The sequence below is a fragment of the Priestia endophytica DSM 13796 genome (assembly GCF_900115845.1).
GTDB lineage: Bacteria > Bacillota > Bacilli > Bacillales > Bacillaceae_H > Bacillus_I > Bacillus_I endophytica.
The window spans coordinates 132,484-146,318 of record NZ_FOXX01000002.1 but is presented as its reverse complement, the minus strand read 5'-3'; the positions used below and the strand labels follow the sequence as shown (position 1 = coordinate 146,318).

Here is a 13,835-nt window from a genome sequence, read left to right as displayed (position 1 = left end):
CATTCTCCTTTTTTCCTATTACTTAGTAATGGTAATAATGTTCTGTTCACCGCTATCTACATGACCTTCTTTGTTGATCATTACTTTTTCGCCTTCTTGTAAATTTGTAAAAATGATTGGTGTAATAATGCTTGGCGCATTTTCTTTTACAAAATCCAAGTCAACTTTTAGAAGCGGATCACCTTTTTTGACGTCGTCACCTTGTGAAACAAGAGCTTCAAATCCTTCACCCTTAAGATTCACTGTGTCGATTCCTACATGAATAAGGACTTCTCTTCCACCTACTGATTCAATTCCTAACGCATGTTTCGTCGGAAATAAGTTTACAACTTTTCCGTCTACTGGTGCAACTATTGTCCCTTTTTCGGGAATAATGGCGAATCCATCGCCCATTAATTTCTGCGAGAAAACTTGATCAGGAACTTCTGAAAGCGGGACAACCTCTCCAGTAATTGGAGAAACAATCTCTTCTGCTGAGTCAGCTACAGTTGGTTCACTAGCTGGCTTCTCATCGCTTTCCTTAGAAGGAACAGGTGTTTTTCCAGACATAATGTCTTGCATCTGTCCTTTCAATGTATCAGACTTCGGTCCAAAGATAGCTTGAATATTGTTACCAACTTCTAGTACACCAGAAGCGCCAAGTTTTTTCAAGCGTTCTTTATCAACATTCCCAATATCGTTAACCGAAACGCGTAAACGTGTGATACAAGCATCAAGATGAGCAATATTTTCGCGTCCTCCCATTGCTTGTAAAACATTGTAAGGAAGTTCTTCTGCTGGTGTCGCAATTTCAGATCCTACATCTTCCTTCTCGCGTCCAGGCGTTGCCAAGTTGAATTTGCGAATCGCAAAGCGGAAACCGAAGTAGTAGATAACAGCTAAAATAAGACCAACGATAATAACATACCACCAAGCAGTTTTATTCGGCAAGACTCCAAATAAAATAAAATCAATAAATCCTCCAGAGAACGTCATTCCAATCTTAACATCAAGCCATGCCATAAGCATAAATGAAAGGCCTGCAAACACAGCATGTATTGCGAAAAGAATTGGTGCAACGAATAAGAATGAGAACTCAAGCGGTTCTGTAATCCCTGTTAAGAATGACGTTAAAGCTGCCGAACCCATAATACCAGCTACGAATTTTTTACGTTCTGGACGTGCTTCATGGTAAATAGCAAGCGCTGCTGCTGGTAAACCAAACATCATGAATACGTACTTACCAACCATGTATGTTCCTGCTGTAAATTGATCAACATTATCCTTTAACTGTGCCATAAAGATTCGCTGATCTCCACGCACTAAATTCCCTGCTTTATCAATATATTCTCCAAATTCATACCAAAACGGTGAATAGAAAATATGATGAAGACCAAACGGAATTAATGAACGTTCAATTACCCCGAAAATAAAGGCCGAAAGCATTGGATTTGCATTTAACATCGTTTGTGAAAATGTATTTAAACCACTTTGAATTGGTGGCCATACAACCATCATAATTAATCCTAGGATTAAAGAAGAGATAGCTGTAGCAATTGGTACAAATCGTTTTCCTGCAAAGAACCCTAAATATTGAGGAAGCGAAATTTGGTAAAAACGATTATACATTGAAGCAGCTAATACCCCAACGATGATACCACCAAATACCCCTGTTTGCATCGTAGGAATACCTAAGACGTTTGCAAATGCTGGATCTTTTTCTATTGTTGACCCAACATTAAACATTGCAGGATCAAGTTGTCCTGTTCCAGTTAAAATTGTTCCCATTGTTACGTTTAGAATGAGATATCCGATAATTGCAGCTAATCCTGCAACACCGTCTCCTCCTGCTAAACCAACTGCAACCCCCACAGCAAACAATAATGGCAAGTTAGAAAAAACAATATCTCCTGCTTGCGCCATTACTGTTGCTACTAACTGAAACCAATCAGCTCCAAGTGCCGGAATATACTTTAATGTTTGCTCGTTTTGGAATGCTGTACCAAATGCGAGCAGAAGACCTGCAGCAGGTAGAATTGCTACAGGAAGCATCAAAGCTTTCCCGATTTTTTGAAGAACCCCAAAAAGCTTCTTAAACATGAAGTAGCCCCCTTTTTTTCTGTCCTTTTATAGTGTGCAACAACGTTTTCAATCCATGCATAAACCATCTTTTGTTAAAACGCTTTCTTAGAAAATATAAAAAGGCATGAGTGGTCGGAAACGGTCTCATAAAAGGGTATACTTGTCCCTTAATTAGAGTCGTTTCATCTCGCCACTCATGCCTGATCGTATCAGTAACACGTATTGAAATGAATGCTGTTCTTTATATTTTTGTCATTAAACGCTGTAAATGCATTGTTAAGTAAACTGCCTCTGCCTCATCAACAGGGCGTGAAAGCGCTTGTTGCATCACTTTTACTACTTTCCAAGAAAGATTGTAGCATAAGGGATACTCTTTTTTCAATAGCTCTGCTAATTTTTTTGGTTCTTCTACTTCTTCTCCTTTATTTGCACGTTCAATTGCGAAGTGAAGATGGCGGATAAGGCGCATATAATTTAAAGATTCTTTATCTAATGTTATAGAAAAACCGTTCTCAATCATGCTAATAATTGTTTGAATAAGTGCTGAATGACGATTAATCTCAGACAAGTCACGAGCCGTAATTGCTGTGTGAATATGAAGCGCAACAAACCCTATTTCTCCTTCTGGCAGGGAAATACCCGTTTGTTCCTTAATCATCTCCAAAACGTGCCTTGCAAGCTCGTATTCGGTAGGATACAGTACCTTTGTTTCAAGCAAGAAAGGATTGTTAATATCCATCCCTTGCTTCACACGTTTAATAGCAAAAGAAATATGATCCGTTAAGCTAATATGAATATGCTCATTTAAAGGCGTTTTCACATGATGTTGAATATAAGAAATAATATCATTCATAATGACGACAATTTTCTCATCCACTTGAGTGAGCAACATTTTATATTGTTCTTGTTCCCGTTCATTGTGTAAAACAAATAACTTTTCAGCTGAAGTTTCTGTAATTTCCTCTCCGCCTTTTTTCCCAAAACCTATACCCTTGCCAATCATGACGGTCTCTTTATATTCATCATGAGTGGCAATTAATACATTATTGTTTAGTACCTTTTTCACTAAAAAGGTGCTTTTCACTCATTCCCCACTCCTTATAGCTTCTCTGTCATCTTTCCATATTACGAAACCATTTTCACAACGTCAACATATCGTTTTATGAAATCAATGGAAACACTGTATTGTCTTTCTTCTAGGTCCACGTTCATTCTATAAGAAGAGAAGACGATTATGGATTGATTTAATAATAATTAAAACAATTACATTATACAAGCATATAGAAAGCAGTTTATATACAGCAGCTATCTCTAGAATATTAAGCATAATCAAACTGTAACTGACAGCACAGATAATACAAAGCAAACCGTACGTATATAGCGAATTTGTGCTATATACAACAGACATGCTATAAAGGAAGTTTACGATACCTATATAAATGGTGGCTAGGATAATTTGCTCCCTTTCTCCATCACTGAAAAAGTCTGTGTTTAACGTATTTAAAGAGGTGAAGACCGTAATTAACGAAATGCCTATTCCACTGATCACAAAGACTACGAAATAAAGAGTGAGAAAATTTCTCCATTTCGACTCATCTCCTTTATTCATCCCCTCGTACCATTTCTTCGCAATAAGAAAACCGATAAACATAAAAATACCTGTATAAAATGTCTTCCACCAGAAATGTTCATATACGTCGAGTGATAAAAAGAGCGTTTCAATTCCCATAAACAAAAAAGACAAAAGAAAAACCCTAAAAATAGACCAATTATAAGCTACAACAATTAAAGCTGCTGTTGGATAAACAAACGTTTGGGAGACAAGAGAGCCCAGCATATTATCATAATAGCGGTTCTGAACAAAATGAGGCTTATATACGTAGCTATTTAAAATAAACATAATAAAAAAATCTAATAAGTGCGCTAATCCGCCAATAAATAAGAATAAGAATAAAAGCCTCTTGTTCGATTTTCTCCACAATATAAAAACAGTCAAAAGTAAACTTAAAACAAGAAGAATAAAAAAAGGCAGTGACTGCGACAAACTACCTCCTCCTTTCCGACACTTTTTAGCATGTATCAACGCCTAAAAGATATACGAAAAAGAGCGCTAAAGAAGATCTTTAGCGCTCTCTTTGGAGAAGCAATGAATTATTCAATACCTTTTAGGAGATTTGCCATTTCAATAGCCGAAATTGCTGCGTCCCATCCTTTGTTTCCTGCTTTTGTTCCTGCGCGCTCAACGGCTTGTTCAATTGTTTCCGTTGTTAAAACTCCAAATATAACTGGAACGCCTGTTTCAAGACTTTGAGCAGATACTCCTTTAGCTACTTCATTGCATACATAATCAAAGTGTGGTGTTGAGCCACGGATTACAGTACCAAGAGTAATAACCGCATCATATTTCTTAGATGCTGCTAATTTTTTTGCCACAAGCGGAATTTCAAATGCGCCTGGTACCCAAGCGATATCAATATTATCAGGGTCCACTCCATGACGTTTCAATCCGTCTTCTGCTCCACCTAGAAGTTTGCCTGTAATAAACTCATTAAAACGACCTACAACGATTCCTACTTTTAATCCTGTTCCTACTAAATGTCCTTCAAATGTTTTTGCCATTTTTTTCTCCTCTTTCCTTTTAAAAGTGTAGTAAATGTCCTAATTTCTCAACTTTTGTATGAAGATAGTGCTCATTGTCTTTTAAGACAGGCATTTCAAGCGGGACACGCTCGACAACGTCTAAACCATATCCTTTTAACCCAGCAATTTTTCTTGGGTTATTTGTTAAAAGTTGCATTTTTTCAATTCCTAAATCACGGAGAATTTGAGCTCCTAATCCATATTCACGCAAGTCCGCTCCAAAACCTAGTTTTTCATTTGCTTCAACTGTGTCATATCCCTCTTCTTGAAGCTTGTACGCTTTTAGTTTATTTAAGAGTCCAATGCCACGACCTTCTTGACGCATATAAAGAAGAACACCTTTGCCAGATTTCTCAATTTGAGAAAGAGCTGCATGAAGCTGTGGCCCACAATCGCAGCGATGTGAACCAAACACATCTCCTGTCAAACATTCAGAGTGAACGCGAACAAGCGGGACATCTCCTTTATTTATATCTCCTTTTACAAGAGCGATATGTTCACGATCGTCCACAGAATTAGAATATCCAAATACTTTAAAGTGACCAAATGACGTTGGAAGTTCAATTTGCACTTCTCGTTTCACAAGCTTATCGTGCTTACGACGGTATGCAATCAGTTCCTTGATTGTAATAAGCTTTACATCTAGCTTTTTCGCAAGCTCTATTAAGTCAGGGACACGCGCCATTGTGCCATCTTCCTTCATTACTTCACAAATTACAGCTACTTCTTGAGATCCACAAAGCTTTGCCAAATCAACAGCAGCTTCAGTATGACCTGCTCTGCGAAGAACGCCTCCCTCTTTAGCAATTAAAGGGAAAACATGACCAGGCCGACGAAAATCAGCTGGTTTAGCCTCTTTATCTAAGAGAGCTTGAATTGTTTCAGAGCGTTCAAAAGCACTAATACCTGTTGTTGTTGTTTTATGATCAATGCTGACTGTAAATGCTGTTCCATGGGCATCTGTATTTTGAGAAACCATTGGTGAAAGCTCAAGCTCTTCAGCGCGCTTTTCTGACAGCGGCGTACAAATAAGTCCTCGCCCATGCACAGCCATTAGATTAACATTTTCAGGTGTAGCATGCTCTCCTAGAACAATAAAGTCTCCTTCATTTTCGCGGTCCTCGTCATCACATACAATAACAACTTTTCCTTTTTTTAAATCTTCTAATGCTTCTTCAATTGTGTTAAACATTTTGACACCTCTTTTTTAAAATCCATGATTTCTCAAAAATTCATAGCTTAGCTTATCCTCTGGTTTTGCTTCTTCTTTATGAACAAACTTATGAAGATATTTTCCAATCATATCGCATTCAATATTGACGGTGTCCCCACGTTTTTTAGCCCCTAAAATCGTATAATCCGTTGTATGCGGAATAAGTGAAACAACTAGTTCATCCCGCTCAAGCCCAAAAATAGTTAAGCTTGTTCCATCAAGAGCAACAGAGCCTTTTAATAACAGGAAACGAGTTAAATTCTCTGAAAGGTGAATACGGTAATAAATTGCATTGCCTTTTGGCGTTACTTCAACAATTTCTCCCGTACCATCAATATGACCTGAAACAAAATGACCTCCAAATCGCCCATTCGCTGCCATTGCTCTTTCTAAATTCACTTTTACTCCTTGCTTGAAGTCCTTTAAGTTGGTTGCTTTAATCGTTTCTGGCATAACGTCAACAGTGAATCGATCTTTCGTAAAGCTTGTAACAGTTAAACAAACTCCATTTACTGAAATACTGTCACCAAGATTTACATCTTTTAAAATTTCATTTGCTCGAATTGAAAAAACAATTGCATCTGTCTTTTTTTCAACTCGTTCGATTTCTCCTATTTCTTCTATAATCCCTGTGAACATATTATTTCCCTTTCTTTCTAGAGACAATTTTAAGGTCTTCACCTAATACACTTGTTTCTATAATCTCAAGATGCTGCGTTTCAGCCATTCTAGAAAAACCAGCTCCACCAAATGCACTTGGAGCATCTTTCCCACCTATTAAAATAGGAGCAACGTAGGAAACTACTTCATCAAAAAGTCTGCTCTGTAAAAAAGCTCCATGAACAGTTGCTCCTCCCTCAACTAACAGGGACTGAACTCCTTTTGCTGCTAAAAGTTCTAAAATATGCTCTATATTTTGAGGCTGCTCAAGTGAAAAAATAGAAACATGCTCTTTAGCAAAAGGAGCTTTCTTCTCTTCTCCAACATTTCCTGTAATAATCCACGTTTCAGCAGAATCATCTTGAAAAATCTTAGCCTCAGGTGAAACTTTAAGGGTTGTGTCTAGCACAATACGGATTGGGTGACGCGCATGCCCCATAATTCTTGTTGTCAACAATGGATTATCAGCTATCACTGTATTTGCTCCAACTAGAATTCCATCATGAGAATGTCGAAGCCGATGACCATCAAGCCTTGCTTGTTCACCTGTAATCCACTTGCTTTCTCCAGTTTTTGTCGCAATTTTACCATCCAAACTCATGGCAGCCTTTAATGTCACAAAAGGACGCTTTTCTCTCATAAAATGGAGAAAGAAAGGGTTAAGTGCTTTGGCCTCTCTTTCAAGAACGCCGACTTCCACTTCGATACCCGCCTTTTTCATCATTTCCATCCCTCTTCCGCTTACAAGCGGATTTGAATCAAGAGATGCCACAACAGCTCGCTTAATTCCTTTTTGGATAATAAGCTCTGCACATGGAGGTGTTTTCCCATAATGGCTACAAGGTTCAAGAGTGACATAAATTGTTGCCCCATAAGCTTTGTCTCCTGCCATATTTAAAGCATGAACTTCAGCATGTGGTTCACCTGCTTTTAAATGTGCACCCATTCCAACGATTGCTCCATCTTTTACAACAACAGCTCCAACTGCTGGATTCGGTTTAGTTTGTCCTATTGTCGCACTTGCCATTTGTATAGCCAGTTTCATATATGCTTGATCGTTCACTTTTCCCCCTCCATTACGAACCCCTTTATACGTAAAAACCCCTTTAGGATTGGGTCCTAAAGGGGTAGAGATGCTGAATCAGTATATTGACAAAATGAAAATAAGCGAAAACAAACTATCATGTGTATGTTTAAAAAACGTTATGCACGCTTAAAAAAACACAAACTGATAGTGTCGCACCTGATCCTTCTCCCATCCAGACTTTAACTGTCGGCTCAAGATTCAAACTTGATCAACCGCATATCAGTAAAGACATGCGGGTCGCGGGCTTAGAATATAATTATTCACCACCGCCGGTTAGGATTTTCACCTGACCCCGAAGGATAACTATGAAATTTGATTTTATTATAGCAGAGGTTCTCACAAAAGTCATAACTTTTTGCTTCTTTTCTCGTACTTTCTATTTTTTTCTCTTTTAAATCCGAACATTCTTCCTAAAATAAAGTTTAATATCCAAATTTTCCTTTTTAGCTTTTTTAGAGTATGTTTACCCTTAAGAAAGAGAATTTTAAAAAAAGGGTTTAAAATGTTCAGAAATTATTGTATAATTTCAAAAATCAGATACACTTTCCAAGGAAAAGTAAAATTTATTAATTAGTATGTTTAAAAACTATCCAAATTAATACGTATATAACGATTTCTTATCACGAGAAGTGGAGGGACTGGCCCTATGAAACTTCAGCAACCAGTTACGTTTGTAACAAGGTGCTAAATCCAGTAAGCATATTTGCTTAGAAGATAAGAAGACAACTACAAGTCTTCTTTTCATAAAGAAGGCTTTTTTTATTAGGAAAGTGATGTTCACGAACAGGGGGAGATGAAAATGGGTTTACTTGAGGATTTGCAGTCAAAAGTTTTAATTGGGGATGGAGCAATGGGAACACTGCTTCACGCTCACGGAATTGATAACTGTTTTGAAGAATTAAACATTACAAAACCAGAAGATATTTTTAACATTCACAAAGCATATCAAAAAGCAGGTGCTTCTGTTATTCAAACAAATACATATGGAGCAAATTTCCCAAAGCTTAAAAGATATGGAGCGGAAGAAAAAGTAAAGGACATCAACATTGAAGGAGTTCGTCTCGCTAAAAAAGCAGTTGGAGATTCTGGCTACGTTCTAGGTACAATTGGCGGAATTCGATCGTTCCAAAAAAGTATTATTTCTCTTGAAGAAATTAAAAGAAGCTTTAGAGAACAACTTTTTTGGCTTTTGTCTGAGGATGTTGACGGACTTCTTTTTGAAACATTTTATGACTTGGAAGAGCTGAAGACCGTTTTGGAAATCGCACGCCGTGAAACAGATAAACCTATTGTGACAAACGTCTCTCTCCATGAAAAAGGAGTACTTCAAGACGGAACTCCTATTGTGAAAGCTTTAAAAATATTAGAAGAACTTGGAGCAGATGTTGTAGGTACAAACTGTCGTCAAGGCCCTTATCATATGCTTGAAATTTTAGAGGAAGTTCCTCTTTTAGATAAAAGTTTTCTATCAGCATATCCAAATGCTAGTTTACCTCAATATGTTGATGGTCGCCTTATTTACGAAACAGATCCAGACTATTTCTACAAAACAGCGCTTGCGTTTAAAGACCAAGGAGTTCGATTACTTGGAGGATGCTGCGGAACAACACCTTCACATATTGAAGCAATGGCAAAAGCGCTCACAAATGCTGTACCAATTACAGGAAAAACCGTAAAGGAAGCTCCACCAATTGAGGTTCTTAGTCAAGAGATTCAGACACAACCCCATCTTCATGAAATTGTACAAGAAAATCACTCCATTATTGTTGAGCTTGATCCACCTAAAAAGCTTGGAGTTGATAAGTTTCTAAAGGGAGCTCACGCTCTTCAAGCAGCTGGGATTGATGCATTAACACTTGCAGATAACTCTCTAGCAAGTCCACGTATTAGTAACCTAGCGATGGCTTCACTTTTAAAAGATCAGTTAAAAACAAGACCTCTTATCCATTTAACGTGCCGAGACCGAAATTTAATTGGTCTTCAGTCACACTTAATGGGCATGCACACATTAGGGTTTAATCAGATTCTTGCTTTAACAGGTGATCCATCAAAAATTGGAGACTTCCCTGGTGCTACGTCTGTTTACGATCTTTCTTCGTTTGACTTAATTCGTCTTATTAAACAGTTTAATGAAGGAGTTTCATTTTCAGGTAAACCCCTTGGCCAAAAAACAAACTTTTCAATTGCAGGAGCTTTCAACCCTAATGTCCGTCACCTTGATAGAGCAGTGCAGCGCCTTGAGAAAAAAGTTGATTGTGGAGCAGATTACTTTATCTCTCAGCCTATTTATTCAATTGAGCAGCTTGAAGATGTATATAAAGCAACTAAAAGTTTAAAAGCTCCTATTTATATCGGTATTATGCCGCTTACAGGTGCTAAAAATGCTCGGTTCTTACATCATGAAGTGCCTGGCATCAAACTATCGGAAAATATTCTAACCCGTATGGAGAGAATTGAACACGATAAAGAACAAAGTGCTAAAGAAGGAATTCTACTCGCAAAAGAGCTCATTGATAGAGCATATGAGCTTTTCAACGGCTTGTATTTAATTACTCCGTTTATGCGCTATGAGCTGACAGTTGAGCTCGCTAACTATATTAAAGCAAAAGAACTTGTTTCAATAGAAAGGAAGATTTAAATGACTTTCACGAACATCACAGAACAATTACAGAAACGCATTCTAATTGTTGATGGCGCAATGGGAACAATGATTCAGAATGCCAACTTAACAGCAGAAGATTTTGGTGGCGAAGAATATGAAGGATGTAATGAGTATTTATCTAAAACAAAACCAGAACTCATTCAATCTATTCATGAGCAATATTTAGAAGCTGGAGCAGACATCATTGAAACAAATACGTTTGGGGGAACAGCCCTTGTTCTAGATGAATATGATCTTGGCTCTCTTGCTTTTGAGCTTAATGTTGCTTCAGCCAAACTTGCACGCGCTGCTTGTGATAAATATTCCTCCCCTGACTGGCCCCGTTATGTTGCAGGTGCAATGGGGCCTACAACAAAAACTCTTTCTGTAACAGGCGGAACAACGTTTGATGCTCTTGTTGAAGATTATTTTGAACAAGCGAAAGGTCTTATAACAGGTGGCGTTGATCTACTTTTACTTGAAACATGTCAAGATATGCTGAATGTAAAAGCAGGGTTTCTCGGCATCCAGAAAGCTTTTGAACATTTTAATAAAGAAATTCCGCTTATGGTATCAGGTACGATTGAACCAATGGGCACAACGCTTGCTGGGCAAGATATTGAATCTTTTTACCTTTCTCTTGAGCATATGAAACCTATTTCTGTTGGGTTAAACTGTGCAACAGGTCCTGAGTTTATGACAGATCATATTCGCTCTCTATCAGGGCTTGCTACAACTGCAGTAAGCTGTTATCCAAATGCAGGACTTCCTGATGAAGAAGGACAATACCATGAATCTCCTGAACTTTTAGCTAAAAAAATTGGTGGTTTTGCTGAAAAAGGTTGGTTAAACCTTGTTGGAGGATGCTGTGGAACAACTCCTGCTCATATTAAGGCTCTTCGGGAAACTGTTGAACAGATTCCTCCTCGTTCTCTCCCTGAAAAAGACCACGCTCATGCTGTGTCAGGAATTGAATCTTTTGTGTACGAAGACACGATGAGACCTCTTTTTGTCGGGGAACGAACAAACGTAATTGGCTCTCGCAAATTCAAACGCCTTATTGCTGAAGGAAAATTTGAAGAAGCTTCTGAAGTTGCTCGCGCTCAAGTGAAAAATGGCGCTCATGTTATTGACATTTGTTTGGCAGACCCTGATCGTGATGAAATGGAAGACATGGAAACTTTTATTCAAGAAGTTGTGAAAAAAGTAAAAGTCCCTCTTGTGATTGACTCAACAGATGAAGCAGTCATTGAACGTGCGTTAAAGTATTCTCAAGGTAAAGCAATTATTAACTCCATCAATTTAGAGGATGGTGAAGAACGCTTTGAAGCAATCACTCCCCTTCTTCATAAATATGGAGGAGCAATTGTTGTCGGGACAATTGATGAAGTTGGAATGGGCGTAACAGCACAACGCAAGCTTGAAATTGCTAAACGATCTTACGAGTTACTCACAACAAAGTATGGCATTAAACCTGATGATATTATTTTTGATCCACTGGTCTTCCCTGTTGGAACAGGTGATGAACAATATATTGGTTCAGCAGAAGCGACAGTAGAAGGAATTCGACTTATTAAGCAGCATTTTCCACGCTGTCTTACAATGCTTGGTGTTAGTAACATTTCGTTTGGTTTACCTCCTGTTGGACGTGAGATTCTAAATGCTGTCTTTCTCTATCACTGCACACAGGCAGGACTTGACTATGCAATTGTAAATACAGAAAAACTAGAGCGCTTCGCCTCTATCCCAGAAGAGGAGATTAAGCTAGCTGATGATCTTCTTTTCAAAACAAATGACGAAACACTTCAAACGTTTACTGAATTTTACCGAGGCAAGAAAAAAGAGAAAAAAGTTGATGCTAGTACATTAACGCTTGAAGAACGCCTTGCCAGTTACGTTATTGAAGGAACAAAAGAAGGACTAATTCCAGACCTTGATCAAGCTTTACAAAAGTTTGATGATCCGCTCGATATTATTAACGGACCGCTTATGGACGGCATGAGCGAAGTTGGACGTCTTTTCAATTTAAATCAGCTTATTGTAGCAGAAGTTTTGCAAAGTGCGGAAGTTATGAAAGCTTCTGTTGCTCATCTTGAGCCATATATGGAAAAGAAAGAAGATGATACAGGAAAAGGAAAAGTCATCTTAGCTACTGTAAAAGGTGATGTGCACGATATTGGAAAAAACTTAGTGGACATCATTTTAAGCAATAACGGTTTTCGGGTAGTAGACCTCGGTATTAAAGTCACTCCGCAAGATTTAATTAAGGCCATCAACGATGAAAAGCCGGATATCGTCGGATTATCAGGACTTCTTGTAAAATCGGCTCAACAAATGGTGATCACAGCTCAAGACTTAACCCAAGCTAAAATTTCTGTTCCGATTTTAGTTGGAGGAGCTGCCCTTTCTCGTCGATTTACTGATCAAAAGATTTCTGCGGAATATAACGGGCTTGTGTTATATGCAAAGGATGCAATGGAAGGATTGTCTCTTGCAAATTCACTGCGCGATGAAGAAAAAATGGGTGAAATGATTGAAGAACGTAGACAAAAAGAGAGTGCTGTTGCTGTTTTAGAAAAACCGGCTACAGCTGTTAAGACAGAAATCGTTGTTCCAAAACGTTCAAATATCTCAACAGATGCTCCTGTTTATATACCAAATGATTTAAAAAAGCATGTTATCAAAAACTACAGCCTTGCAATGGTCGAGCCGTATATTAACTTGCAAATGCTCCTTGGCCATCATCTTGGAGTAAAGGGGAAAATTTCTCGCCTTCTTGCTGAAAAAGATGAAAAAGTGGTTGGAATGAAAGAAATGATTGATGATTTAATGACTCTTTCTAAACAAGAAAATCTCATTAAACCATCTGCAACATATCAGTTCTTTCCTGCTCAAGCTGATGGAGATGATGTTGTTATTTATAATTCTGATGAAAAAACAGAGATTGAGCGTTTTACGTTTCCTCGTCAGCAAAAAGAACCATTCCTTTGTTTAGCAGATTACTTAAAACCAAAAGAATCTGGCATTATGGATTATGTATGCATGTTTGCTGTAACGGCTGGGAAAGGTGTAAGAGAGCTTTCGAAAAATTTCAAAGATAATGGGGATTTCTTAAAAAGCCATGCGCTTCAAGCTCTTGCTCTTGAAACAGCTGAGGGCCTTGCAGAACGTATGCACCAACAAATTCGTGATCAATGGGGCTTCCCAGATTCTCCTGACTTTACAATGCAGGAACGTTTCACAGCTAAATACCAAGGTCAACGCTTTTCATTTGGCTATCCTGCATGTCCAAATCTAGAAGATCAAGAAAAGCTTTTTAAATTGTTACAACCAGAAGAGATTGGAATCCAATTAACAGACGGATTTATGATGGAGCCTGAAGCATCTGTAACAGCGCTCGTTTTCTCCCATCCACAAGCACGTTACTTTAACGTATTATAATAAAAAGAGCTAAGCATAGTTGCTTAGCTCTTTTTATGTGCATCCTAAAATAAACATTGCTACAATATAGACAACAAAACCTATTGGTTGGA

General features: G+C 38.0%; 9 protein-coding genes and 2 riboswitches. Of the genes, 2 read left to right on the top strand and 7 right to left on the bottom strand.

All coding sequences use genetic code 11. The features are described 5' to 3' along the window. Nucleotides 1-18: 18 nt before the first annotated feature. The 7 genes from ptsG to ribD form a co-directional block, all read right to left on the bottom strand. The gene (gene ptsG / locus BM012_RS05070; RefSeq protein WP_061803512.1) at nucleotides 19-2,079 is read right to left on the bottom strand and encodes a glucose-specific PTS transporter subunit IIBC; all 2,061 of its coding nucleotides are present in this window, start codon (nucleotides 2,077-2,079) and stop codon (nucleotides 19-21) included. Nucleotides 2,080-2,302: 223 nt separating this feature from the next. Then, complete coding sequence (gene glcT, locus BM012_RS05065; RefSeq protein ID WP_061803511.1) at nucleotides 2,303-3,145, bottom strand: glucose PTS transporter transcription antiterminator GlcT; 843 nt, start codon at nucleotides 3,143-3,145, stop codon at nucleotides 2,303-2,305. Between the two features lie 129 nt (nucleotides 3,146-3,274). After that, complete coding sequence (locus BM012_RS05060; RefSeq protein WP_061803510.1) at nucleotides 3,275-4,105, bottom strand: hypothetical protein; 831 nt, start codon at nucleotides 4,103-4,105, stop codon at nucleotides 3,275-3,277. Between the two features lie 107 nt (nucleotides 4,106-4,212). After that, nucleotides 4,213-4,680 carry a 6,7-dimethyl-8-ribityllumazine synthase gene (gene ribH / locus BM012_RS05055; RefSeq protein WP_061803509.1) on the bottom strand — a complete coding sequence of 156 codons (468 nt, stop codon included), beginning with the start codon at nucleotides 4,678-4,680 and terminating at the stop codon, nucleotides 4,213-4,215. Nucleotides 4,681-4,699: 19 nt separating this feature from the next. Then, the gene (locus BM012_RS05050; protein WP_061803508.1) at nucleotides 4,700-5,893 is read right to left on the bottom strand and encodes a bifunctional 3,4-dihydroxy-2-butanone-4-phosphate synthase/GTP cyclohydrolase II; all 1,194 of its coding nucleotides are present in this window, start codon (nucleotides 5,891-5,893) and stop codon (nucleotides 4,700-4,702) included. Between the two features lie 15 nt (nucleotides 5,894-5,908). Next, on the bottom strand, nucleotides 5,909-6,553 hold the full coding sequence (gene ribE, locus BM012_RS05045; protein ID WP_061803507.1) for a riboflavin synthase: 645 nt from the start codon (nucleotides 6,551-6,553) through the stop codon (nucleotides 5,909-5,911). Nucleotide 6,554: 1 nt separating this feature from the next. Beyond that, the gene (gene ribD / locus BM012_RS05040; RefSeq protein ID WP_061803506.1) at nucleotides 6,555-7,637 is read right to left on the bottom strand and encodes a bifunctional diaminohydroxyphosphoribosylaminopyrimidine deaminase/5-amino-6-(5-phosphoribosylamino)uracil reductase RibD; all 1,083 of its coding nucleotides are present in this window, start codon (nucleotides 7,635-7,637) and stop codon (nucleotides 6,555-6,557) included. A gap of 180 nt (nucleotides 7,638-7,817) precedes the next feature. Further along, a riboswitch (FMN riboswitch) is annotated at nucleotides 7,818-7,965 on the bottom strand. Between the two features lie 310 nt (nucleotides 7,966-8,275). Beyond that, nucleotides 8,276-8,382, top strand: a riboswitch (SAM riboswitch). Between the two features lie 78 nt (nucleotides 8,383-8,460). Between ribD and BM012_RS05035 the strand changes: the two genes are divergently transcribed. Next, nucleotides 8,461-10,299, top strand: a complete 1,839-nt coding sequence (locus BM012_RS05035; RefSeq protein ID WP_061803505.1) for a bifunctional homocysteine S-methyltransferase/methylenetetrahydrofolate reductase — start codon at nucleotides 8,461-8,463, stop codon at nucleotides 10,297-10,299. Further along, the gene (metH, locus tag BM012_RS05030) at nucleotides 10,300-13,743 is read left to right on the top strand and encodes a methionine synthase (RefSeq protein ID WP_061803504.1); all 3,444 of its coding nucleotides are present in this window, start codon (nucleotides 10,300-10,302) and stop codon (nucleotides 13,741-13,743) included. Nucleotides 13,744-13,835 lie beyond the last annotated feature (92 nt).

Excerpts from the sequence above, each read along its gene's own strand:
- ptsG (WP_061803512.1), bottom strand. The coding sequence starts at position 2,079 with ATGTTTAAGAAGCTTTTTGGGGTTCTTCAAAAAATCGGGAAAGCTTTG.
- ribH (WP_061803509.1), bottom strand. The coding sequence starts at position 4,680 with ATGGCAAAAACATTTGAAGGACATTTAGTAGGAACAGGATTAAAAGTA.
- BM012_RS05050 (WP_061803508.1), bottom strand. The coding sequence starts at position 5,893 with ATGTTTAACACAATTGAAGAAGCATTAGAAGATTTAAAAAAAGGAAAA.
- ribE (WP_061803507.1), bottom strand. The coding sequence starts at position 6,553 with ATGTTCACAGGGATTATAGAAGAAATAGGAGAAATCGAACGAGTTGAA.
- BM012_RS05035 (WP_061803505.1), top strand. The coding sequence starts at position 8,461 with ATGGGTTTACTTGAGGATTTGCAGTCAAAAGTTTTAATTGGGGATGGA.
- metH (WP_061803504.1), top strand. The coding sequence starts at position 10,300 with ATGACTTTCACGAACATCACAGAACAATTACAGAAACGCATTCTAATT.